Source organism: Acidobacteriota bacterium (genome assembly GCA_018268895.1).
Classification (GTDB): domain Bacteria; phylum Acidobacteriota; class Terriglobia; order Terriglobales; family Acidobacteriaceae; genus Edaphobacter.
Genome location: JAFDVP010000001.1, coordinates 1,485,934 through 1,509,128 on the forward strand (window position 1 = coordinate 1,485,934; position 23,195 = coordinate 1,509,128).

Below are 23,195 nucleotides of genomic sequence, written 5' to 3' on the forward strand. Positions count from 1 at the left end.
CCCAGCGGTCATCCCGTGAAAGGCGTCCGCACGCATCTGCGCGACTGGACTCAATAGACGATGCCCACACTCTGGTTGAGCGTGACGCTCGGAGTTGTTGCTGCGCTCGCGGACTATCTTGGCGGCGTTTTGCTGGTACGGCGCTCTCCCTCCGCGCGTTCGCTTCGCTACTTCGTCGCACTTGGCGCTGGCTTCATGCTGGCGGCCGCCGTGCTCGAGATGGTTCCCGAAGGGCTTGCCCTGAATCCTCGGTGGGCTCCATTGCTGGTTCTTTTGGGCTACTGCGGAGTTCATCTGCTCGAACACACACTGGTCCCGCACTTTCACTTCGGTGAAGAGACGCATCACGACGAGCTTCTCTCCGCACGGACGAGCTACTCCGTACTGCTCGGCCTGGCCGCACACACCTTCTTCGACGGTATCGCCATCGGCTCTGGCTTCGTTCTCTCGCACTGGCTAGGGTGGGTGATGTTTATCGCGGTCTTTCTGCACAAGCTTCCTGAAGGCTTCACCGTCGCCAGCGTGATGCTCGCCAGTGGCCGAGGAAAACGCGCCGCGCTCAACTCCGCGATGTTCCTGGGTGCAATGACACTGGCTGGTGTGCTCGTCATCAACTTTCAGCCTGCTTGGGTGCGGGCCGGCATGCCCCTCTCGGCAGGAGTAACAGTTTATGTGGCCGCAACCGACCTGGTTCCCGAGGTCAACCGCGAACCGGGTATCCGCATGGCGCTCGTCTTTTTTGCAGGAGTCGCCATCTTTTTCCTTCTCAAGATGTTGAGTCCCATCTAGTTTGCGGAGACGACAGCCAGCGTCACCGTAACGGGATGCTGTATCGCGTTTCCCCTTGAACCGGTCGCAGTTCCTGTAACGGTAATCGAGTAAATCTTGGTCGTCTGCGCAGAATCCCCTGTGTAGACGCGGTCTCCGCAACCGGTTACTAACGCCAATGGTACTAGGAGCATTGCAAATACAAGCAACGAACTCTTGCGATTAGAGCAGCGAGTTGAAACAAGACCTCCAGTAAATGGGAAGAGCAAGAATGCAACTACTACTGCCCCTGACCGATAGCGCAGAGACGCCTTCGGCGTAGCAATCGTAAGCGTAACCGCCGTGGCGGCCGATCCGGGAGGAACATAGGCAGGATTGAAGAAAGCGGTTGCCGCATTGGGAAGCCCAGCAGCAGTAAGGGAGACCTGGCTTGACAGTCCTGCCTGCGGCTGCACCGTAAAGGTAAAGCTCGCGGCACTTCCAGCAACTACCGTCTGGTTTGTAGCACCAGTCGGTACGAGCGTGAAGTCCTCTGTTCCCGTTGGAGCGGAGAGTACCGTAATCGACAATGGTGAAGAGGTGCTGCTCGTGAAGTTGCCATCGCCGGAATACACGACCGAAAAATTGTGCAAGCCGGCACCGAGCGTACTCGTGCTAAAGATGGCATCTCCTGAAGCATTCATCTTGATCGAGCTAAGCACAGCGCCACCGTCAAAGATCGCCACTGTACCCGTAGGCGTTCCCGAGGTCGCGCTGAGCACATGCGCCGTCAAAGTCACCGTCTGGCCGACGTTCACTGTCGTCCCATTGCTTTGCTGAGCAGGCAATGCCAGTGTGGCCGTGGTAGCTGCCTTTGTAATCAAAAGACTTGGAGCTGCTGCAACGACATAGTTCCCTGCTCCAGGGCCGGCAAGCGTAACCGTAACAGGGTACGAACCAACAGGGGAGAGCGTGGCTGCCGCAGTCGTGAATGTAGCGCTGACGCCATAAATGTCGCGAGGCAATACTCCCTCAAGCTGGCCGGATAGCAGAGGAATGAATTGACCATACACAACTGTGGCCGGCGTAATCGTTGCCTCAAGCGCCTTAGGAACGACAGTCAGAGAGAATGCCGCACTCTTGGCGGCGCCGTGCGTCTGGTCTCCGCTATAAGTTGCCGTAATAGAGTGCTGGCCTACCGGAAATATCGATGTATCCAGCACCGCGGCGTTCGCCCCAGGGGCAATCGTCGACGCCGAATTCATACCCCCGCCATAACTATCGAGAAACGTCACGCTGCCTGTGCCCCCCGCCGATGTAAGTGTCGCAGTTAGCTGCCCTGTGCCATACGAGACAACAGAGGGACCACCGAGCGTTAGCGCTCCTGGTGTTGTAACGCCAAGGCCCGCCACGGTTTGAAGTGATGCGGCATCTCCTATCTGGCGAATACGTGCGTTTCCTGTGTCGGCAACGTTGGCCGAACCTGTCGGCGAGATCTCCACTGCACGCGGACTATCGAGGCTGGCCGATACTGGAGATCCACCATCGCCCGCAAAGCCCTGCGTGCCATCTCCAGCCAGCGTCGTCATAATCCCCGTTGAGCCATCGATGCGTCGAACACGATGGTTCGCAGCATCCGCGATATACAGATTTCCCTGCGGATCGATTGACAGCCCACGAGGCAACGCCAGCTTCGCAGCCTGCGATCCTCTGCCATCTCCTGCATATCCCTCTATCCCGTTACCGGCAATCGTCGAAATCGTGCCTGAAGAGTGGTCGATTCTGCGCACACGATGGTTTCTCGTATCAGAGATGTAGAGGTCGCCAGCCGTATCGACAGCCAGCCCTCCTGGAGAATCCAGCAAGGACACGGTCGCCGAAGCTCCGTCCCCACCAAACCCCTGTGCGCCTGTGCCTGCAAAGGTCGTTATTGTGCCCGTCGCGTCCACCTTGCGGACCCGATGACTTCGAGCATCGGCAATATAAAGGTTGCCCTGGGCATCCAGCGCAAGCGCCATTGGAAGGTCGAGAGCCGCATTCAATGCCGGTCCGCCATCTCCGCTTGTTCCAGCAGTTGAACCGCCCGCAACTGTCGTGATCACGCCACTGGCAAGATCAACCCTGCGCACGCGGTGATTGTGGCTATCGGCGACATAAAGACTCTTGGCATCGACAGCCAATCCCAGCGGGGAGTCGAGCAAAGCCGATGCTGCTTCCCCGCCATCACCGTCGAATCCCTGGGTTCCCGTACCCGCGATCGTTGTGATACTCCCCGTCGCGCTGACTTTACGCACAAGGTGCGCACCAGTCTCTGCGATATATAGATTCCCCTGAGCATCAACGGCGATTGCAGATGGAAGTATCAGGGGGACCGTTGTCGCAAGCGTCTGCGAATACGACGCAGTTGGAAACAGGGAAAACGCGAGCAGAAATCGCAGCCATATAACGAAAGCGCGATGGGGGATGGGAGAGATACTCAGCAGGCCCATTGGAGAGTTATTGTGAGATTACAGCATCCGACCTGAGCACGCGAGAGGCGCATTTTGCGCCCCTCGCCTTTGTCTATTCAGCAACTGTCGGATTGCGCAGGCTGCCCAGCTTCTCGATCGTGACAACCATCTCCTCGTTCGGCTTCAGCCAGCGTTGCGGGGTACGGCCCAGGCCGACACCTTCCGGCGTTCCCGTGCTGATCACATCGCCCGCTTCAAGTGGCGTCAGGTGAGAGATGTGCTCAATCAACTCAGGCAGCTTGAAGATCAGGTCGCTGGTGTTGGACGACTGAAGCGTCTCCCCATTGATCGTCAGCGAAATGCCGAGCGCATGGGGATCGGCAACCTCATCGGCCGATACGATCGACGGCCCCAGAGGTGTAAACGTGGGGAACGACTTGCCAAGGGTCCACTGCGATGTCGCCAACTGAATATCCCGGGCGCTGACGTCGTTCACAATCGTGTAGCCGAAGATGTACTTCTTCCACTCCGACGCTGGGACCTGGTAACCGGGCCTGCCGATCACGGCCGCAAACTCTGCCTCGTAGTCAGGCTGAGTGCTGATCTTTGGGAGGATCACCGGAACATTCGGGCCGGCAACTGAGCTTGTCAGCTTCATGAAGACCGTGGGGACCTTCTGCACAGCCATCTTCGATTCAGCAGCATGCCTTGCATAGTTCAAACCGATACAGAAGATACGAGGCGGGCGAATTGGCGCCAGCAACTTAACCCCGGCAAGCGGCAGGCGCGGAGCCTTGTCCAGCTTCGCTGCAATATCCGCCAACGCCCTATCGCCTCCTTCGACGACAGATAACACATCGGGATATCCCATTCCCGACAGATCAACGACCTCTTCGTCCACCAGAACGCCAGGCGTCCTGGCCGATGAGTCCTTCTTGGAAAACGTAACTAGCTTCATGAATGCTTGCTCCAGACCTTTCCTTCAGGATAAGCGAACCGCCTGAGGGATTCCTTGCGAATCTCGATACTGTACCCCGGATCAAAAGGGACCTGGTAGTGTCCGTTACTGATTCGAACCGGCGCAACAAAGTGCTCGTGCAGATGGTCCACAAACTCGATCACCCGGTTTTCAAGCGAGGCCGACACGGAAAGGTAGTCAAATATCGAAAGATGCTGAACGTATTCGCAGAGACCGACACCTCCCGCATGTGGGCAGACAGGGACACCGAACTTCGCAGCCATCAACAAAATGGCAAGGTTCTCGCTAACTCCGCCGACCCGGCAGCTATCAAGCTGGACAACATCGAGCGCCCCAGCCTGTAGAAACTGCTTGAACATCACCCGGTTGTGACAGTGCTCGCCCGTAGCGATGCGGACCTCCGGGACCTCGCGCCGAATGCGGGCATGGCCCAGAATGTCATCGGGATTCGTCGGCTCTTCCATCCACCAGGGCTTCAGTTCAGCAAGCTGGCGCGTACGTTCAATGGCCTCAGGCACGCCCCATTTCTGGTTGGCGTCCACCATAAGCCTGTTGGTCCAGCCTATCTCTTCGCGAACGATGAAGCCGCGCCGCAGATCATCTGCGGGATCGCCTCCAACCTTTAGCTTAAAGTGCGTCCAGCCTTCGGCCAACGCCTCCTTCGAGAGCCGGCGAATCTTCTCTTCCGAATACCCGAACCACCCAACAGATGTGGTGTAAGCGGGATACCCTTGGTCTTTAAGTACTGCCAGACGCTCCGCCTTACCGGTTCGTGCTCTTTCCAGAATGGCCCGCGCGTCGTCCGGCGTAATGGCATCGTCGATGTAGCGGAAATCAACCGCATTCAAGATCTGGCAGGGTTCCAGGTCTGAAAGCAACTGCCATAATGGCTTCTTTTCCACACGGGCATAGAGATCCCACACGGCATTGACCAACGCTCCAGTCGCCAGATGGATCACGCCTTTCTCCGGCCCAAGCCAGCGAAATTGTGAGTCATCCGTCAGTTGTCTCGAGAAGGCACACATGTTCTCCGTCAGAGAGTTCAAGGGACGATGAACCACATATCTCGTCAGATAGCTAAGCGCCTGGACCACGAGGTCAGTGCCACGCCCCAGTGTAAAGGTGAGGCCGTGTCCTTCCATCCCGGCGTTGGTCTCCAGGATGCAATAGGCTGCCGAGTAATCGGGGTCTTTGTTGACTGCGTCCGAGCCAATGTGGTCGCGCGAAGTAGGAAACCGCAGATCGATAACGCGAACGTCGGTAATTACAATCTCGTTCAAGGCTCTAAAACTTCCTTTTCGCAAATGTTTTACGGAACAGATACTTCATTGCATGTCTCAAGCTGCGGTCCAGCCGCCATCGATCGGGATAACGGCTCCATTGATAAATTCGGCTTCCTTCGAGCAGAGGTATCGCACCAGCGAAGCGATATCTTCAGGCGTCCCAAGCCTGCCGATCGGTTGCCGCGCTACCAGCTCGGCACGAATCTTTTCCTTTTCATGAGAGTGGTATTTATCGAGGTAGCCCTCGACAAATGGCGACTGCACTGTGCCGGGCGCGATGCAGTTGATTCGCAGCTCCTTCGGGTAATCGACTGCAATCTGGCGAGTCATCGCCTGGACCGCTCCCTTGCTGGCACAATAAGCAAAGCGCTGTTTTACCCCAACGGACCCAGCCACGGAACCTATGTTGACGATGGAGCCGCGCGAAGCGAGCAATAGAGGTAACGCGGCTTTCGTCACCAGGAAGATGCTGTTGACGTTGACACGCATCACGCGCTCAAAGTCTTCTTCCGATGTTTTGGAGATATCTCCCACCAGGCCAATGCCCGCGCAGTTGATCAAAATGTCCAATCGAGGAGTTATGGCAATTGCCTGTTCCACCGAGGCTGCGCTGGTGACATCCATACGAACGGCGCGCGCACCGGGCAATTCCCTTGCAAGCGCCTCTGCAGCCGCGACGTTGAGGTCTGCAACGATAACTTGCGCTCCAGCATGGGAGAGTTCTCGCGACGTAGCGGCACCAATTCCACTCGCCCCCCCGGTAACCAGAGCAATTTTATTTTCCAGATAAAATGTATTCGTCATAGGCTGAAATAATACGCTCTCCTAAAGAGGATACCTCGGTTGGGCTATTTCGCGGCCAACCCATCAAATTTAAAAGAAAGCGGCCCGGAGAAGCACTCTTCTCCGGGCCGCTTTCTTTATTGTTGGGAATTAGGGCATTGCCTGGAAGCGGCCGTTAGCCAGACCCCATGCGAACGGCTGGTAAACCGGTACTGCCGCACCCACAATCTCCGTAATGAAGTTAGCCGGGGAGCCTACCGGCCCCTCGTTAGCGATCCACACGTTGCCAGATTGATCGATGACAAGCGAGCGGCCAACTGAGAGGTAGGTCGGATCCAACTGCAATCCGCCTGATACCGTTCCGTTGGGGAAGAGCGCCACTCCCTTGACACTGACCTCGCTAAGGCTTGCCAACCCGGATCCCGAGTTGAGAGCCGTGTTCACCGTCCAGATATTGGAACGTCCATCGACCGCCATGCCTGTGGGCTGCGAGATACCGGAGAAACCCGCCGAAGTAGGCCAGCCAGTCGCGATAGAGTAGCTCGCTCCGCTCCCTGCCAGAAGAGAGATCTCGCTGTTTGCGTTGTTCGACGAAACGAAGGTCCCCGTATCGTTGAGAGCGATGCCATAAGCGTCCGTATCGACGGGAAATTGAGTCGTACTGTACCCGTTGAGATAGTTCGGATCGCCAGATGCTCCGGCAACCACGCGAGATACGTAGTTGCTACCCGAAGATACCCAGATAGACAGGTCTTTCCCGGCCATGATGCGGATTGGGTTTGGACCGACAACCGTCGATATCTGGACAGGAGTCGTAGCAGAACTCGCAGAGGCTCCGTGAGGAATCATATACAACGAAGTGCCGGAAGCGGTGGTGAAGTAAATGTTGCTCACCGTGTCGCCGCCCCCATTGCCGCCGTCAGCAAACACAGCGAGCGGCGCGGATGGAGTAGCGAATTGGAGTGTGCTGTTGCCGGTGGGGTTATAGCGAACCAGCATATTTGAGCTTTGCGAGGCATACCAGACATTGCCCGCGGTATCGACCACAGCTCCTCCGCGCGCGCCGCCGCCGGCCGAGGTGCAGGCAACAGGGACGCCCGAGGAGGAAATCGCTGAAAGGTTACCTGTCGTACTCTGACCATTTGCGATCCAGACATTTCCGCTCAGATCGATGTTGAGTTCCTCAGGCTGATTGATAAAGTTGCCTCCGCCTGTGCCGCAGGTTCCGGTCGATCTGTAGCTGATGGCTACCGTCCAATCGGTCGGGGCAGCCGCCAGCGTTGGCTGAAATGCCGAGCCAACAGCAGGAATCAGGTTATAGAGATTTTGCAGATTCGCCTGGCTGCCGTTCGTAGGGTTGGTCAGCATGTAATAGAGAGCTTGCAAGACATCCGTCGCCTGTGAATATGCAGTCGTTCTATACGGGCGAGAGGTGACTGAGGTATCGGGCGGCGTCGCGTTGCTGAACAACGTGGTGCACGGAGTCGCACTGACCGAAGCATTGTTGACGCAAGAGGCAATGATGTTTGCCAGCGCATTCACCTTTGCTGTCTGCGGCGTCACCGTAACGGAGACTCCCGATCCGGAAACTACCTTCGAACTTGTGGCGGTCCCTGTCGTCACATCCGCTAGATTGGAGATCGTCGCCAGAGCATTGACTAAGGCAGTCTTGCTCACCAGGATGCCGTCCGATCCGAAACTCTCGGTCACAGGATTGAAATACTGCTGGAAGGCGACCATGCTGGCAACGGTCGTCACTTCGGTCATACTTACGAAGCTTGACGCATTGATCTGGCTGCAAAGGCCGAAAAACGCGAGAAATGAAGCCGCGGTATTGTTTACCGATGAATCATGATTGTTCAGTGTATTGCCGCCGCGGGCGACAACATAAACCAGCGGATCGCCGGTCGCCGGGCACGAAAAGGTATTGCCTGTAGTCGTCTGGCCATTCGTGGCACTCTTCTGGAACGAAAACGATCCACGCCCATCATCTGCCGATGTCGTTACCGCAGCTACGATGGCAGGGCCAGATGCAACGCCGCTGGGATCGCCTGATCCGATTCCTGATTCGCCGGCGTAGTACAGCGTTACGGTTGAAAACGCTACAGGCTGGCTGCCGCCATGCACGGTTCCACTAAGCTGCCCGCCTGATGACTGAGGTGCCAGAACAGAAGATGTGGTCATCATGTTGGAGCAACCTGAAGTCAAGACAGCGCTCGCAGCCAGGGCTGCGAGAATGTTCCGCTTTGTAGCCAATCGCTGCGCGAAGTATTTGCCGTTCATCTGAGATACCCTCCGAAAAATTAGTGGCGCGGGTTGCGCTCAAAACTGGTTGCTCTGGAGATCCATGCCCACCAAAGGTTCAGCAGAAAAACAGTGTGGAGGCGGTCCTTTGCCTAAGCTGGAGCATTGAAGATTTACTTTGTGACAGAACTGAGGGTTAGGCCCAAAACCGTAACGGCCATTCGCGAGCGATACAGACAGTTCCAACATGGGGAGAGGTTGTTTCATAAGCTCATGTGGAGCATACCCGGAGCATTAGAAAACACTCATGGCACTTTCGGGGCATTCAGAAGAACCGTTTGTGGCAGGACCTCATTACACGTTGCGGACTGGTATGGTGTTTCTACAAAAGAAAATTGACGAGGGTGGCGGACGGCAATTACCGTCGCTCCTTGGACATCTCTTACGGGAAAGTGCCTGTTTCGTGAAGACATCTATGACCTATTCGAAGCCTGTTTCTTCGCCATCTCTTCCATCCGTCGACAACCGGCGCAATCGCTTTCTTCTCCTGGTCGCTGGCCTTGGCGGTCTCTTGTATGGCGTCGACATCGGCATTATTGGAGGAGCGCTTCCCTACCTTGAGGCCACATCCGGACTGAATGCCGGACAGCTTTCCATCATCGTTGCAGCCGTTCTTCTGGGCAGCGTCATCTCGACACTCTTCGCTGGGTTGCTGGCGGACCTCATCGGACGCCGGCCGCTGATGATTCTCAGCGGGCTCACCTTTGTCGTAAGCATTCCCATGATCGCCCTCTCCCACGGATACGGCCCTCTGTTCTTTGGCCGGTTGCTCCAGGGCATCAGCGGCGGCCTGATTGGCGTCGTTGTGCCGCTTTACCTGGCAGAGTGCCTTCCCGCTTCAAACCGCGGCAAAGGCACTGGCGTCTTTCAATGGCTGCTCACCCTTGGTATCTGCTCAGCAGCCATCATCGGTATCTACTACAGCTATCGCGTCGAAGCCATGGCAACGGGCTCCGATGCCGCGGCTCTGTTTGCCTTCAAGGACCAGGCATGGCGGCACATCTTCTGGGTCTCGGTTCCCCCGGGCGTTCTCTTTGTGATTGGATCGATATTCGTCACCGAGTCGCCTCGCTGGCTTTACCTCCGCGGCAAGAAGGAAAAGGCGCTCGCCGCTCTGGAACGTCTTCGCACACCGGAGAAGGCCGCGATCGAGTTCAAGGAGATGGAGCAGATTGCGCTCGCCGAACCCGCTGCGTCCTCAACCTCGAGCGCGGTCAAGGATTCCCTGCTTCGCCGCAAATATGTCATCCCCTTCCTTCTTGCGTGCGCCATCCTCTTCTGCAATACGGCAACAGGCGTCAACTCCATCATTGGGTACAACACCAGCATCCTGCTGCAGAGCGGGCTGTCAGACATTCAGGCACATTGGGGTTATGTGCTTTTCACTGTTCTGAATTTCGTAATGACGATCATTGGCATGACGCTCATCGACCGTAAGGGGCGTAAATTCCTTCTCGCCATCGGTACCTCAGGCATCATGGTTGCCTTGATTGGTATCGCCCTTCTGTTTCACTCCACGGAAAAACTCAGCAGAGACTGTCGCGCAGCGGTGCAGTCCTTGGTCGCACCCGACCAAACGGTCTCATTCCCTTTCAGCGCGACCAAGGCACAGGAACTCCTCACTGCGTCTGGCTATAGTGAAAGCGGCATCGAAACCGAGCGCTCCTCGCTTGCCATCATCTACTCCTACGGCGACTTCACGGCCGCAACCAGCTACGTGCGTTCCGACGATCCCTCTTCGGCGGCCATCAAGATCACCCGCGACAGCGCCGTGCCTTCAAACAAGATCGAAGCGTTCTTCAAGAACCCCTTTGGTAACCTTGATGCCGCACGGACAGCTCCTCTTAAAATCGAGCGCGCTGCCGTTGGACAGATTCCACGCTCCTCGCATGGATGGCTGGTCGCAATTGGGACGTATGTCTTTATGTCCTTCTTCGCGATTGGTCCCGGGGTCTGTGTCTGGGTCGCCCTCTCAGAGCTGATGCCCACGCGTATCCGTTCCAACGGCATGAGCATCGCGCTCGTGATTAATCAGCTTGTTTCAACAATCCTTGCTGGAATCTTCCTGCCGTTTGTGAGCAAGTACGGCTATTCGACGATGTTCTTTCTATTTGCCGGATTTACCGTGATCTATCTCTGCATTGCAGTCTTCTTCCTTCCAGAAACCAAAGGAAAAACGCTTGAAGAGATTGAATACTACTTCGAGACGGGAAAGGAGAGCGTTGCCGGTTAGGTGTATGAAAAAACGTCGCTTTTCAGAGAGCGAGACAACTTTTCATCAGGCTGCATACTCCTATCGGGAGTATATTGCTTCACATCTTTTCGACTGCACGACTGGAGACCTCAAATGCGCTTGAACCAAACGAACCTGGCAGTGACCCTTGCACTTTCAACAACCCTCTTCTTTGGCGGATGCAAGAGTTCCACGCCGCCAGCCAATGAAGCGGCTGCCGCCCCAGCACCAGCACCCGCTGCGGCCCCTGCCAGCACACCTGCGGCAGTGCCGGCAGCAGCACCGGCTCCTGCTGCTGCTGCTCCAGTTGCGGCAACTCCTCGGCCAGCGCCAACCCCGAAGGCCGCGGCTCCAGCAGCGCCTGTGGTAAAAACAGTGACCGCCCCCTCAGGAGCCACCGTTTCGGTAACGATCAATCAACAGCTTAGCGCCAGCAAAAACAACGTCGGCGACAGCTTCTCGGGCGAGCTGGCTGCACCTGTGACCAGCGAGAGCGGCGCCACGGTCTTCCCGCGCGGCGCAAGCGTTTCGGGGACAGTCGTTGCCGCCAAGGGCCGCGGCAAGTTCAAAGGTGCGGGCGATCTCGTGATTCAGGTGACCGACATCAGCGGTCATCGCGTGAACACCAATGCCTATGAGCGGGTCGAGAAGGGCAAGGGCAAGCGGACTGCTGCCGTAATCGGTGGCGGCGCTGGCCTTGGCGCTTTGATTGGCGGTCTAGCGGGCGGTGGTAAGGGTGCAGCGATCGGCGCCCTGGCTGGTGGCGGCGCTGGTACTGCAGGAGCAGCCTACACGGGCAACAAGGACGTTGTAATCCCGGCTGAATCGGTGGTTGCCTTCCACTTGACCGCACCTGTGACTGTAACCAAGTAATCTTTCTTCTGATTTGGTGAGTGGCCGGGCTTCTATCGAAGGATAGAAGCCCGGTTTTGCATTTGGACGGTAGACTTAGATCATGCGGCTCATTCCGGTCTTCCTTCTCTCTGCTACTGACGCCTCACATTTCCCCGCTGAGTCGAAGACCCATGGAGCGCCGGAGATCGCCTTCCTGGGCCGCTCGAACGTTGGCAAATCGTCGCTGATCAATGCTCTGCTGGGCTCAAAAGAAGCTCGTGTCTCATCCACACCGGGACGGACGCGGGCGATCAACTTCTTTGCCTTGCATGAGAACTCGAACGGTAGACAAAAGGCGGTTCCTTCGCTGATCTTCGCCGACCTGCCCGGCTACGGCTACGCGAAGATCTCAAAGTCGATCTCGGCGGAGTGGCCGAAGTTTATTGAGCCGTATCTCGCAGAGCGGGAGACGCTGGCTTTATGCGTCTGCCTGGTCGACACCAACATTCCGCCGCAGGAGAGCGACCGCCAACTGATTACCTATCTGAAGCAGGAGCAGCGCCCTTTTATCGTTGTAGGGACGAAGGCAGACCGTCTATCGAAGAATGTCCTTACTAAGAGCCTGGCCGCGTTGAAGCGGGATCATGGTGTGGATGAGATTCTGCCGGTCTCGTCGAAGACAGACGCCGGAGTAAAGCTACTCTGGCAGAATATTCTGGCGATTGCAGGGTGAACTTTTTCTTGCAATACATCTCTCAATATATTCATAAATAATAACTTAACGTTATCCATGGCAGGCGTACCTCTTCCTGAGCGCTTCAGCCTCCGCCGGTGTAAGCCATAGAGTGCGCTGAGGAGGCCGCTGTCGCTGGAGGATTCGGGCGGCGGCTTCGAGCCATTGCCGGCGAAGACCGTCTTCATTGTGGAGCAGGTCGGTTGCGTCTTTATCGAAGGCGCGAAGCGCGGCCGGGGTATCAAAGGTAAACGTGTTAAGACTCCAGCCATTCCGTGCGGTCATTGCCGCAGCCAATTGGCTGACAGAAAGCCATTCGTCAGGCGTGGAGGTTACCGGGTCTTCCACATAGCCGAGGAGGGCCGCTCCAAGCAGAGTCAGGTACGGAGCTGCCTGATTAATCCGCTTCTCGCTCTCTCGATCAGTGATGGAGCAGGCAAAGAGTTGAGGCGCCAGACCGCGTTCGAGAATCTCACGAATGGCCCTGGCTGGGTCTGCGGCAAGGGCTATGGAGAGCGGCGAGTGCTTGCGAACCTCGTTCTTCATGGCGCGAATGGCCTCGTCGAGGGTATTGACGACAAAGTCGCAGGCACCTGAACGGATGACCTCGCGGAGGTGGGCTGGATCATTGTCGATCGCTAGCGTTACTGCTCCCGCGATATGACCCGCAATGGCAAGGGCCGAGCCTGTTGTGTCGAGGCCGAGTGAGAGGATGACCGAACCCTCCCATGAAGGCTGGATCTGGTAGAGGGCGGTTAACGCTTTGAGAGCACTGGATTGGATTTCGTCCGCAGGCATCTGAGGAGATCGTACCCGAGCGGCTTCGCTTCTGCGCCAGGGCCGGAAGTTTGGCCGTCGTCTTTTACGTGTTTTGAGCGAAATGCCCGGACCCCGGCTTTGCTGCACTCTGCCCGGAACGATACCTTTTGGCGCTCGGACAGGCTCCCGCCGGAGGACTAGAATTAACGCTATGGCTACCGTCGAGACCGCTCATCCATCGACTGTTCGCACGGCTGAGACACCCTTCGTCAATGAACCCTTCGTTGACTTCACGACGCCAGGGAATGATCGCGCCATACGCGAGGCCCTGGCCAGAGTTGAGGGCATACTGGGGCTTGAGTATGACAACGTCATTGGAGGCAGGCGGCTGAAGACTGAGGGCAAGATCGTCTCCGTCAATCCGGCGCGGCCGGCACAGGTGGTCGGCGTTCATCAGCGCTCCGGGGCCGATCTGGCGGAGCAGGCTGTCCAGGCCGCTCTGGCTGCCTTCCCTGCCTGGAGCCGAACTCCCGCCGCTGAGCGCGCTGCGCTGCTGTTCCGCGTGGCCGACCTGATCCGTGAGCGCAAGTTCGAGTTCCACTCGTGGCTGACGTTTGAGGTAGGCAAAAACTGGGCCGAAGCCGATGCCGACGTCGGTGAGACGATCGACTTCCTCGAGTTCTACGGGCGGCAGGCCCTCAAGCTGGACGCGGCGACGACGCCGATACAGTTTCCCGGCGAGCGCAACCAGCTACGTTACCTTCCGCTTGGCGTGGGTGCTGTGATCCCGCCATGGAACTTCCCCTTCGCCATTATGGCCGGCATGACGGCTGCTGCAATCGTCTGTGGAAACACAGTCATCCTGAAGCCATCGGTCGATGCACCGACGATCGCGGCGCGATTCTTCGCTCTGCTTGAAGAGGCGGGGCTGCCCGATGGGGTCGTTAACCTGTGCCAGGGCGATGGCCCGGAATTTGGCTCGGTGGTCGTGGCGCATCCGCAGACCCGCTTTATTGCCTTCACGGGATCGAAGGCCGTGGGACTGGAGATTCATGAGAATGCGGCGAAGACACTGCCGGGGCAGACCTTCATCAAACGCACGATTCTGGAGATGGGCGGCAAGGACTCGATCATCGTCGCTGATGACGCCAATCTTGACACAGCCATCGACGGAGTTGTGGCCAGCGCCTTCGGTTTCAACGGCCAGAAGTGCTCAGCCTGCTCGCGGGCGATTGTGGACGCCGGCATCTACGACGTCTTCTGTGAGCGCTTGCAGGCGCGGGTTGCGCAGATCAAGACGGGCGACCCCGCGGAGAATATCGCTACCGGACCGGTGATCAGCCCGAAGTCGTACAAGAAGGTGCTCCGCTATATCGAGATCGGCAAGGATGAAGGACGTCTGCTGAACGGCGGCAAAGCCATTGAGACGGAAGAGGGCGGTTACTATATCGCCCCTACGGTCTTCGCCGATGTAAGTCCTACGGCCCGCATTGCGCAGGAGGAGATCTTCGGTCCGGTACTGGCGGTCATCAAGGCGAAGGACTTCGACGACGCCCTGACCATCGCCAATAACACTGAGTATGGACTGACGGGAGCCGTCTATTCCAGCTCAGATGAGAAGCTCAACCGCGCACGCGAGGAGTTCCACGTCGGCAACCTTTACTTCAACCGTAAATGCACAGGAGCCATGGTGGGGGCCCATCCGTTCGGCGGGTTCAATATGAGCGGGACCGATTCAAAGGCAGGCGGACCGGATTATCTGCTGCTGTTTACGCAGGCCAAGAGTATTGCAGAGAAGAGATGACCCTGCGTACGGAATCGTGCCGGAATTGGCAAACCGCAGGTCCTTCGACTCCGCTGCGCTCCGCCCAGGATGACACTGCCTCAAAATCCATTGCTTTTCTTTGAGCTTTATGTCGATACACCTACGCTGATTTCATCTCGATGAGATTGCCCGCCTTTTCTGCTGCTTCGGCGAGAACGCGGTGGTGGATGGTAAACAGGGCGAGCTCCAGCCGGTCGGAGACACCTGTCTTGTCGTAGATACCGCGCAGATAATTCTTGATGACCTGCTCCTTGGTTCCCAACTGCATGGCAATCTCTTTGTTCTTGCAGCCCTGCACGATCAGGGCTACGATCTGCATCTCCTTGGGTGTGAGGCGGTCACGCACACGTGCACCAACCGAGTCGGACGAATGGATGGCCGTGACATTGGCGCGCTGCATATATCGCTGGCCGCGAACGATCCGGCGGACGCAGTCGACGAGATCCGTTCCCGAGATATTCCGTCCGATTATGCCCTCAAGGCATTGTGTCACCTCATCGGAGACCTGCTCGGAGTTCTCGGCAACGAGGACGATGCGGCTATTGAGTGCACGGGCGCGCTCGGAGAGGGCCGGAAGGTCCGGACGCAAACTGGATGCCACGAGAATGACCGCACTTCGCAGCGACTCGAGAGCGCTCCACAGCTTAGGCACATCCTCGCACTGGGCTGCGATGCGCATATCGTCTTCCAAGGCAAGAATACGGGCTGCTCCAGCCCTGAAGATCGCCTGATTATCGGCGAGAATGATGCGATTCATAGGTGTCACAGTCTCCCGCGAAGCAGGGATAATCTGCCCGCAATGCTCTCATCGGCGGTGGTGCGCTCTATAAATCTTGTGTCTTCAATTCGGACAGGGGTCGTTCGATGGCCGGTAACTGAAGATGACAGAATCGTATCCCGTCCGGGCTTGCTGGTGAGGGGAGTTTTTTGCACCTTTTGAACAACCGCCACAATCAAATGATACGTGTTGTGTGCGCCGGTATGGCTCGGCGAAGTATAACTTTAGGTATGCCGAAACCTATTCTACTTGCCATTGACGACGATACCAGCGTTCTGGAGGCTGTGGTCCAGGACCTGCGCCGTCATTACGGCCAGGACTACCGTATCGTTCGGGCCGCCTCTGGCGGGGCCGCGCTGGACATATGCCGACAGTTGAAGGAGCGTAACGATACGCTGGCGCTGTTCCTTTCGGACCAGCGGATGCCGGGAATGACCGGCGTCGATTTTCTACAGCAGGCGCTGACGATTTATCCCGATGCCAAGCGCGTTCTGCTGACTGCCTACGCGGATACCGAAGCGGCGATCCGGGCAATCAATTCGGCAAAGATTCACTACTATCTCAACAAGCCATGGGACCCCCCGGAAGAGAAGCTGTACCCTGTGCTGGACGATCTGCTTGAAGCCTGGAAACAAGGCTACAAGCCGCCGTTCGAGGGTATCCGCGTGGTCGGTGTGCGCTGGTCGCAGAAGGATCACGCGGTACGCGACTTTCTTTCGCGCAACCGCATTCCGTACCAGTGGCTGAATCCGGAGCAGAATCCGGACGCCCTTGCCCTGCTGAAGGAGAAGGGGGCTGACGACTCCAAGCTGCCGGTAGTGCTGTTCGGCGACGGCACGGCATTGATTCAGCCCACCTCGACCGACCTTGCCACAAAGCTGGGGATGCCGACGCAGGCGCAGCAGAAGTTCTACGACATTGTGGTGATTGGCGCGGGCCCGGCGGGACTTGCAGCCGGGGTCTACGGGGCCTCCGAGGGTCTGCGCACACTAATCGTTGAACCGAATGCTCCCGGCGGGCAGGCGGGATCGAGCTCGAAGATTGAGAATTACCTCGGCTTCCCTTCCGGACTGAGCGGCGAGGAGCTGGCCAAACGCGCCTACCTGCAGGCGACGCGCCTGGGCGCAGAGTTTCTTCTGCAAAAGGTAACCGGCATCCGCTCAGAGAACCAGTATCAGGTTGTGACGATGAGCGACGGGCAGGAGATTACCTGTCATGTCTGCCTGATTGCGACCGGAGTCGCATACTGCATGCTGGACGTTTCCGGAGCCAGCGACTATACCGGCGCCGGAGTTTACTACGGCGCTGCTCTCAGCGAGGCCATGGGTTGCTCGAACGAGACGGTGTATATCGTGGGGGGAGCGAACTCCGCCGGACAGGCGGCGATGCACTTCTCCCGCTATGCCGATAAGGTCCACATGCTCGTCCGGGGCGAGTCGTTGACCAGGAGCATGTCGAAGTATCTGATCGACCAGATCGAGGCGACGCCCAACATCGTCGTGGAGACCCACACCGAAATCACCGGCATGTCGGGTAACGGCCACCTTGAGTGCATCAAGCTCCAGACCCCGCGCGGTGAAGAGGCCCGCGAGACGAGTTCAGTATTCATCTTCATCGGTGCAGCGCCGAAGACAGACTGGCTGCCAGAGCAGGTAGCCTGCGACACAAAGGGCTTCATTCTCGCCGGACCGGACCTCAAGGCGAAATCCCCTGGGAGCTGGAAGCTCGACCGCGAACCGTATCTGCTGGAGACGAGCGTTCCGGGGATCTTTGTCGCGGGCGATGTGCGGTACAACTCAGTGAAACGCTGCGCCTCGGCCGTCGGCGAAGGCTCCATCGCAATCCAGTTCGTGCACCAGTATCTGGCAACACTCTGAAAGGTTTGATTCACACACAACAATGAGCGAACATCTTCAAGCCGTCACCAACCCAGTCAAAGAGCCGATCAGCGATGCTCTCTTTTCGCAGTTGAGAACGACATCGATCTTTTCTTCTCTACGGGACGACGAGCTCCGCTGCCTGCATGGACTTGAAGAGGTCTATCTGAAGAAGGGCGACGTGCTGGTCCGCCAGGGCGAGGCTGGACATAACTTCTGGATCCTGCTGGAGGGTAGCGTCAAGATAACGCAGAGCATGCCCGGTGGCGGCGAGATGGACATTACGTCCCTCCCTTCCGGCAACGCCTTTGGAGAGCTGCCTCTGCTTGCCAATATCCCCAATGCCGTTAACCTGACCGCGGAAAATACCTGCCATCTCGTTCAGCTCAACGAGGAAGCGTTCTGGAGCCTGATGACGACGTGCCCCGATGTACGCAAGGCCATCCTGGGCAACATGGCGAAACGCTTTCAGAAGATGCAGAATGCGACGATTCAGCAGGAGAAGATGGCCTCGCTGGGCACGCTGGCCGCCGGCCTGATGCACGAGCTGAACAATCCGGGAGCAGCAGCTCGCCGGGCTGCATCGCAGTTGCGATCGAATCTTATGCGAATGCACGAGCTCTCGGCGAAGTTTAGCAAGACGGAATTGAGTCCCGAACAAAAAGAGTGCCTGCATGATCTTCAGGAGCAGACTCTCTCGGCAAAACATCCCATCGTGATGAATTCGCTGGAACAAAGCGATGCCGAAGAGGCACTGGCGGAGTGGATGGAAGAGGCAAACATCGAAAACTCATGGAAGATGGCGCCCACACTGGTCTCCATCGGCCTGAAGGCGGATGACCTGCAATGCGCACGGGCGGAGTTCCCCGGTTCCACGCTCTCTGACGCACTGAACTGGATCGAAGCAATGGCATCGAGCATGCAATTGGTGGGTACGATCGAAGAGAGCATTGGGCGCGTCACCGATCTGGTAATGGCAGTCAAATCGTATGCCTATGAAGGCAAGGGGATGAAGCAGTCTGTCGATGTCAACAGCAGCATTCACGCTACGCTGGTCATCCTGAGCCACAAGATGCGCGAGAAAGAGATTGTCGTCGAAAAGAGCTTTGCCCCCGACCTTCCTGCATTACAAAGCGAGTGCCAGGGTCTGAACCAGATATGGACAAACCTTCTCGACAACTCCATCGATGCCGTCGGAGCCCATGGAAAGATCGAAGTAAAGACCTGGGCGGAGAAATCTCCCGCCGACCACCAGCACACCGACATCTGCATCCGAATCGCCGATAACGGCAGCGGCATTCCGCTTGAGAGCCAGGCGCACATCTTCGACACCTTTTACACGACAAAGCCGGTTGGAGTGGGCACGGGCCTCGGTCTCGGCATTGTGCACCGCATCGTCGAGCAGTATGGCGGCAACATCCGTTTCTCTTCCGTTCCCGGCGCAACGGAGTTTATCGTGAGGATACCGAGCTCCAGCAAATAAAGAATCACATCTGTGCCGCAACTTTTTCTCCCAAAACATTTTCATCCGCCTCGCGTTTCATTGAGTGGCTGTCGCTCCTGCTCTTCGAGAGGCGACACGAAGCGAGGACCTCTATGAAATGCCTTCGCGTGTTGGCGGTCGTTCTTTCACCGGCTTTGCTCCTATTCGCCGGATGCGCTCAGCGGACTTATTATGCACCTCCGCCGCCGTTGCAAACCGCACCCCCTCTGGTCCAGCAGGCAGAATCCAATGGCTTTCGGATCGGCATGGACGATGGCGCGCGCGACGCCTACAACGGCTTCGGCTATCGGGCAAATCATGATCGCGCCTTCCATGAGACCCCGGGTTACGATCCGCGATTTGGGCCGTTCGGTGCATATCAGAGTTATTTCAGGAACGCCTACCTTCGCGGTTACGACAGAGGCTTCTATCGCCGCTGAAAATCGCATGGAGGGGGACGTGCCCACAATCCGAATATGGGCACAAGCTATGATTCCTCCAGAGGAGATTCAGCCGAATGCCACCCCCGTTTCATATTGCGTTTCCCGTCGACGACCTTGATCGCGCGCGTACGTTCTATAGCCAGACGCTGGGATGCCCTGAGGGCCGAAGTTCCGCACAGTGGATCGACTTCAATCTGTTTGGCCACCAGATCGTCGCTCACCTCAAGCCCGCGTCAGAGATGAACCACTTGCATCACAACGTAGTCGATGGCCACGGTGTTCCAGTGCCCCACTTCGGCGTTGTGCTGGCGATAGAAGAGTGGGAAGTGCTTGCGGAACGGCTCCGGCAAGCAAAGGTCCAGTTCATCATCGAACCGTATATTCGCTTCAAGGGCGAGGTGGGAGAGCAGGCGACGATGTTCTTCCTCGACCCAGCGGGAAATGCCCTTGAGTTCAAGGCCTTCGCCCATATTGGCCAACTCTTCGCGAAGTAAGTCAAGCCTCCGGAAGCTTGGCCGTGGGTCCGATGGTGACGGCGACTCCAGGATTGCTTCAGGGATAGAGCAACACGGCGATGTTATAAGCCGAGAATGCCCCGGAGTAGGTGTCGGTACACGCTCCTACAACCGCCTTGTGATACTTGTTTGTGCCGATTCGCTTTGCCAACAGGTCCGGGATCTGGTCCAGGCGATCAGCGGTATAGCGAACGATATACCAGGGATGATTCTGTTGGCCGGCATAGCCGGATTGCATGCTGCACGTCTGGCGTGCATCCTCGAGGCTACTGGTGTGATCGCTCGATCCCACGACGAGGCCAGTCCGGACCAGCGTGTCTGCAACGGCCTGCTCCTGGTCGGAGAAGGTCATCGGCTCAACGGTCGAGGCGAAATCCTCCACGGCGTAGACCTGCCCTCCACGCGAGATGACTGCGATGCCAACGGAGTCTACTTCGGGATCGAGAAGGTTCTCGCGATGTCCAGGGGAGTGCATCCACAGATTGTGAATGATGACCGAGTCCGACGCTTCTGCGACATTTTCCGTGATGAGCGAGAAGCGCACGCCGGCAGTCGCGCCGCGCTCGGTAAGATCGGGTTCGCCTGGAAATTGATGCGAGATGTCGCGGTGCTCCGCCATCTGAAGAGCGTGGTAGCGGGCTGCCTGGGCAAGCACGGGATCGTTGTGCAGCATGGGAAGCCCGCGCGCGATGCGCTCGTTATTGGCGGCGTTGAGAAGATACTTTTCCCCAACATTCGGTGAGGGAGGAATCATTGCCGTGGGAGTAGCTGCTACCCCTGGCAGCGGCGTAAAGAGGGTGGCACCAAACAGCAGCGCGATCCGAAGCATGAGATCGCGTCCGCGAACCGCGGGAAGGACCGACGGGTTTTCGCCCGTGCTATTGGAATCGTTGTTGAGAGTGCCTGTCTTCCATTCCATCAAGGGATATCCCGAGTCCGGGCCTCATAAGGCCTCTATCGACAACATCTTCCTTGATGTTAGGGAGCAGAACAGACGGGGTTAATACCACCTAAGTGGTACAACCCCAAACGAAAGCTCTTGTGTGGTCTGTAGGGCCTGAAGATTCAGATCAGCCGGTCTCGAACAAGCTCCCAAGTGCTAGCGATCCCCTGCTCAAGCGCGGTTGTGTGATGCCAGCCCAGAGCATGCAGCTTCGAAACGTCCATCAGCTTGCGCGGCGTGCCGTCGGGCTTGGTCTTGTCGAAGACCAGCGCCCCCTTGTAGCCGAGGACTCGGGCCACGGTTTCGGCAAGCTCGCGGATTGTGACGTCTTCACCAGTGCCGATGTTGATGAGAGGAGGATTGGTCTCGGAGAGGAGCGTGCCGTAGGTGGCATCATCAAGATTCATCAGAAAGACGCAGGCCTGGGCAAGATCGTCGGAGTAGAGCAGCTCACGGCGGGGTGTCCCGGTGCCCCAGACGGTGATGCTGGGAGCATTGTCGCGAATAGCCTCTGCCGTCTTGCGGATGAGCGCAGGAAGCACGTGCGAGTTGGCGAGGTCGTAGTTATCGCCGGGACCATAGAGGTTAGTCGGCATGGCGGCAACGTAACGAGTGCCGTACTGACGGTTGTAGCTCCAGCACATCTCAATGCCGGCGATCTTGGCCAGCGCGTAAGGCCGGTTGGTAGGCTCAAGCGGCCCAGTGAGCAGCGAGGACTCGGGCATGGGCTGCGGTGCCAGCTTCGGATAGATGCAGGAGGAGCCGAGGAAGAGCAACCGGTCGACATTGTTCTTATATGCGGCATCGATGATATTTGTCTGGAGAATGACATTGTCGCGGATGAAGTCCGCGGGATACGTATTGTTGGCAAGGATACCGCCAACCTTGGCCGCCGCCAGAAACACGTACTCCGGCTTCTCCTTGGCGAAGAACTCATCGACCGCTGTAGTATTCAGCAGGTCAAGCTCATCGCGCGTACGCCTGACGATATTGGTATACCCAAGACGATCGAGTTCGCGGACGATTGCGGAGCCTACGAGGCCGCGATGGCCTGCGATATAGATGCGGGAATCTTTCTTCATTGCTAGGTCTCGCGAACGTTGTAGGCATCGAAGCCATGTTGCCGGACAAGGGCGTCGCGCTGCGCGGCCTTCAGGTCCGAGGAGATCATCTCATCCACAAGCTGCTCGAAGCTGGTGCGCGGCGTCCACCCAAGCTCGCGCTTCGCCTTGGAGGGATCTCCCAGCAGCGTCTCGACCTCAGTGGGACGGAAGTAGCGCGGATCGACGGCGACGACGAGCTTGCCACTCTGGTCATAGGCTTTCTCATCGACACCGCTTCCCTTCCACGTCAGACGCAACTCCAGTCGATCGGCGCAACGCTGTACGAACTCGCGGACACTGAACTGCTGTCCGGTGGCGATGACATAGTCCTGCGGTTTTTCCTGCTGTAGCATGAGCCACTGCATCTCGATGTAGTCTCGGGCATGGCCCCAGTCGCGTTTGGCGTCGAGGTTGCCCAGGAAGAGCGTATCCTGCAGGCCAACCTTGATGCGGGCGAGCCCACGGGTGATCTTGCGGGTTACGAAGGTCTCGCCGCGCAGAGGCGACTCATGGTTGAACAGGATGCCGTTGCAGGCGAAGATGCCGTAGGCCTCACGGTAGTTCACGCATATCCAGAAGGCGTACATCTTGGCCACGGCGTAGGGCGAGCGGGGATAGAAGGGCGTTGTCTCGCGCTGCGGGACCTCCTGCACCAGGCCGTAAAGTTCTGAGGTCGATGCCTGGTAGAACTTCGTCTTCTTTTCGAGGCCAAGGATGCGGATTGCCTCAAGCAGGCGCAGGGGGCCTATGGCATCGGCATCGGCGGTGTACTCCGGCTGCTCAAAGGAGACCTGCACGTGCGATTGCGCGCCGAGATTGTATATCTCGTCGGGCTGCACCTTCTGAACGATGTGAATCAACGAGGAGGAGTCTGTCAGATCGCCATAGTGCAGAAAGAACCGCGGATGGTTCTTGTGCGGATCTTCGTAGATATGGTCGATGCGATTGGTATTGAACAGTGAAGAGCGGCGCTTGATGCCGTGGACCTCATAGCCTTTGGCGAGAAGAAACTCGGCGAGGTATGCTCCATCCTGACCGGTGACTCCTGTGATAAGGGCTTTCTTCAAAGTGTTGACTCTCCTTCGCGCTGTTGGGGTACAAACAGTTTAGCCGATGCGGAAAA

19 protein-coding genes are annotated in these 23,195 nt (G+C 57.5%); 9 read left to right on the plus strand and 10 right to left on the minus strand.

Annotation, left to right across the window (positions count from 1 at the left end; genetic code table 11):
• The first annotated feature begins 60 nt into the window (after positions 1-60).
• Positions 61-789, plus strand: a complete 729-nt coding sequence (locus JSS95_06390; protein ID MBS1799439.1) for a ZIP family metal transporter — start codon at positions 61-63, stop codon at positions 787-789.
• On the opposite strand, the gene JSS95_06395 is transcribed toward JSS95_06390, so the two are convergent.
• The 5 genes from JSS95_06395 to JSS95_06415 form a co-directional block, all read right to left on the minus strand.
• The gene (locus JSS95_06395; GenBank protein MBS1799440.1) at positions 786-3,041 is read right to left on the minus strand and encodes an Ig-like domain repeat protein; all 2,256 of its coding nucleotides are present in this window, start codon (positions 3,039-3,041) and stop codon (positions 786-788) included. The two genes, JSS95_06390 and JSS95_06395, sit on opposite strands and share 4 nt — an antisense overlap.
• Before the next feature lie 268 nt (positions 3,042-3,309).
• A complete protein-coding gene (locus JSS95_06400; protein MBS1799441.1) occupies positions 3,310-4,155 on the minus strand; it encodes a fumarylacetoacetate hydrolase family protein in 846 nt (281 codons plus the stop codon).
• Positions 4,152-5,456 (minus strand): fuconate dehydratase, encoded by a 1,305-nt coding sequence (locus JSS95_06405; GenBank protein ID MBS1799442.1) that lies wholly within the window; start codon positions 5,454-5,456, stop codon positions 4,152-4,154. The genes JSS95_06400 and JSS95_06405 overlap by 4 nt, the downstream gene beginning before the upstream one ends.
• A 57-nt stretch (positions 5,457-5,513) precedes the next feature.
• Positions 5,514-6,263, minus strand: coding sequence for an SDR family oxidoreductase (locus JSS95_06410; GenBank protein MBS1799443.1), 750 nt, complete (start codon positions 6,261-6,263; stop codon positions 5,514-5,516).
• Between the two features lie 129 nt (positions 6,264-6,392).
• The gene (locus tag JSS95_06415) at positions 6,393-8,429 is read right to left on the minus strand and encodes a hypothetical protein (protein MBS1799444.1); all 2,037 of its coding nucleotides are present in this window, start codon (positions 8,427-8,429) and stop codon (positions 6,393-6,395) included.
• A 532-nt stretch (positions 8,430-8,961) separates the two neighbouring features.
• Between JSS95_06415 and JSS95_06420 the strand changes: the two genes are divergently transcribed.
• The 3 genes from JSS95_06420 (at position 8,962) to ysxC (ending at position 12,346) form a co-directional block, all read left to right on the plus strand.
• Positions 8,962-10,779, plus strand: coding sequence for an MFS transporter (locus tag JSS95_06420; protein MBS1799445.1), 1,818 nt, complete (start codon positions 8,962-8,964; stop codon positions 10,777-10,779).
• Positions 10,780-10,893: 114 nt separating this feature from the next.
• Positions 10,894-11,652 carry a hypothetical protein gene (locus tag JSS95_06425; protein ID MBS1799446.1) on the plus strand — a complete coding sequence of 253 codons (759 nt, stop codon included), beginning with the start codon at positions 10,894-10,896 and terminating at the stop codon, positions 11,650-11,652.
• An 82-nt stretch (positions 11,653-11,734) separates the two neighbouring features.
• Positions 11,735-12,346, plus strand: coding sequence for a ribosome biogenesis GTP-binding protein YsxC (ysxC, locus tag JSS95_06430; GenBank protein MBS1799447.1), 612 nt, complete (start codon positions 11,735-11,737; stop codon positions 12,344-12,346).
• 51 nt (positions 12,347-12,397) lie between these two features.
• On the opposite strand, the gene JSS95_06435 is transcribed toward ysxC, so the two are convergent.
• Positions 12,398-13,144 carry a hypothetical protein gene (locus JSS95_06435; GenBank protein ID MBS1799448.1) on the minus strand — a complete coding sequence of 249 codons (747 nt, stop codon included), beginning with the start codon at positions 13,142-13,144 and terminating at the stop codon, positions 12,398-12,400.
• 172 nt (positions 13,145-13,316) lie between these two features.
• On the opposite strand from JSS95_06435, the gene pruA reads away from it, so the two are divergent.
• Positions 13,317-14,909 (plus strand): L-glutamate gamma-semialdehyde dehydrogenase, encoded by a 1,593-nt coding sequence (pruA, locus tag JSS95_06440; protein MBS1799449.1) that lies wholly within the window; start codon positions 13,317-13,319, stop codon positions 14,907-14,909.
• 121 nt (positions 14,910-15,030) lie between these two features.
• Here the strand turns inward: pruA and JSS95_06445 are convergent, their stop codons facing one another.
• A complete protein-coding gene (locus JSS95_06445; GenBank protein MBS1799450.1) occupies positions 15,031-15,687 on the minus strand; it encodes a response regulator transcription factor in 657 nt (218 codons plus the stop codon).
• 251 nt (positions 15,688-15,938) lie between these two features.
• On the opposite strand from JSS95_06445, the gene JSS95_06450 reads away from it, so the two are divergent.
• The 4 genes from JSS95_06450 (at position 15,939) to JSS95_06465 (ending at position 20,005) form a co-directional block, all read left to right on the plus strand.
• The gene (locus JSS95_06450) at positions 15,939-17,585 is read left to right on the plus strand and encodes an FAD-dependent oxidoreductase (GenBank protein ID MBS1799451.1); all 1,647 of its coding nucleotides are present in this window, start codon (positions 15,939-15,941) and stop codon (positions 17,583-17,585) included.
• A gap of 22 nt (positions 17,586-17,607) precedes the next feature.
• Entirely contained in the window at positions 17,608-19,068 is a 1,461-nt protein-coding gene (locus JSS95_06455) for a cyclic nucleotide-binding domain-containing protein (GenBank protein ID MBS1799452.1), read from the plus strand.
• A 209-nt stretch (positions 19,069-19,277) separates the two neighbouring features.
• Positions 19,278-19,508 (plus strand): hypothetical protein, encoded by a 231-nt coding sequence (locus JSS95_06460; protein MBS1799453.1) that lies wholly within the window; start codon positions 19,278-19,280, stop codon positions 19,506-19,508.
• A gap of 77 nt (positions 19,509-19,585) precedes the next feature.
• The gene (locus JSS95_06465; GenBank protein MBS1799454.1) at positions 19,586-20,005 is read left to right on the plus strand and encodes a VOC family protein; all 420 of its coding nucleotides are present in this window, start codon (positions 19,586-19,588) and stop codon (positions 20,003-20,005) included.
• 58 nt (positions 20,006-20,063) lie between these two features.
• On the opposite strand, the gene JSS95_06470 is transcribed toward JSS95_06465, so the two are convergent.
• The 3 genes from JSS95_06470 to gmd form a co-directional block, all read right to left on the minus strand.
• Entirely contained in the window at positions 20,064-20,945 is an 882-nt protein-coding gene (locus JSS95_06470; protein MBS1799455.1) for a CAP domain-containing protein, read from the minus strand.
• Positions 20,946-21,091: 146 nt separating this feature from the next.
• A complete protein-coding gene (locus JSS95_06475; protein ID MBS1799456.1) occupies positions 21,092-22,051 on the minus strand; it encodes a GDP-L-fucose synthase in 960 nt (319 codons plus the stop codon).
• A 2-nt stretch (positions 22,052-22,053) separates the two neighbouring features.
• Complete coding sequence (gene gmd / locus JSS95_06480; GenBank protein ID MBS1799457.1) at positions 22,054-23,139, minus strand: GDP-mannose 4,6-dehydratase; 1,086 nt, start codon at positions 23,137-23,139, stop codon at positions 22,054-22,056.
• Between the last annotated feature and the right edge of the window lie 56 nt (positions 23,140-23,195).

Excerpts from the sequence above, each read along its gene's own strand:
- JSS95_06475 (MBS1799456.1), bottom strand. The coding sequence starts at position 22,051 with ATGAAGAAAGATTCCCGCATCTATATCGCAGGCCATCGCGGCCTCGTA.
- JSS95_06450 (MBS1799451.1), top strand. The coding sequence starts at position 15,939 with ATGCCGAAACCTATTCTACTTGCCATTGACGACGATACCAGCGTTCTG.
- JSS95_06435 (MBS1799448.1), bottom strand. The coding sequence starts at position 13,144 with ATGCCTGCGGACGAAATCCAATCCAGTGCTCTCAAAGCGTTAACCGCC.
- JSS95_06415 (MBS1799444.1), bottom strand. The coding sequence starts at position 8,429 with ATGATGACCACATCTTCTGTTCTGGCACCTCAGTCATCAGGCGGGCAG.
- JSS95_06465 (MBS1799454.1), top strand. The coding sequence starts at position 19,586 with ATGCCACCCCCGTTTCATATTGCGTTTCCCGTCGACGACCTTGATCGC.
- JSS95_06410 (MBS1799443.1), bottom strand. The coding sequence starts at position 6,263 with ATGACGAATACATTTTATCTGGAAAATAAAATTGCTCTGGTTACCGGG.
- JSS95_06470 (MBS1799455.1), bottom strand. The coding sequence starts at position 20,945 with ATGGAATGGAAGACAGGCACTCTCAACAACGATTCCAATAGCACGGGC.
- JSS95_06390 (MBS1799439.1), top strand. The coding sequence starts at position 61 with ATGCCCACACTCTGGTTGAGCGTGACGCTCGGAGTTGTTGCTGCGCTC.
- JSS95_06420 (MBS1799445.1), top strand. The coding sequence starts at position 8,962 with ATGACCTATTCGAAGCCTGTTTCTTCGCCATCTCTTCCATCCGTCGAC.
- JSS95_06455 (MBS1799452.1), top strand. The coding sequence starts at position 17,608 with ATGAGCGAACATCTTCAAGCCGTCACCAACCCAGTCAAAGAGCCGATC.
- ysxC (MBS1799447.1), top strand. The coding sequence starts at position 11,735 with ATGCGGCTCATTCCGGTCTTCCTTCTCTCTGCTACTGACGCCTCACAT.
- pruA (MBS1799449.1), top strand. The coding sequence starts at position 13,317 with ATGGCTACCGTCGAGACCGCTCATCCATCGACTGTTCGCACGGCTGAG.
- JSS95_06445 (MBS1799450.1), bottom strand. The coding sequence starts at position 15,687 with ATGAATCGCATCATTCTCGCCGATAATCAGGCGATCTTCAGGGCTGGA.
- JSS95_06400 (MBS1799441.1), bottom strand. The coding sequence starts at position 4,155 with ATGAAGCTAGTTACGTTTTCCAAGAAGGACTCATCGGCCAGGACGCCT.
- JSS95_06425 (MBS1799446.1), top strand. The coding sequence starts at position 10,894 with ATGCGCTTGAACCAAACGAACCTGGCAGTGACCCTTGCACTTTCAACA.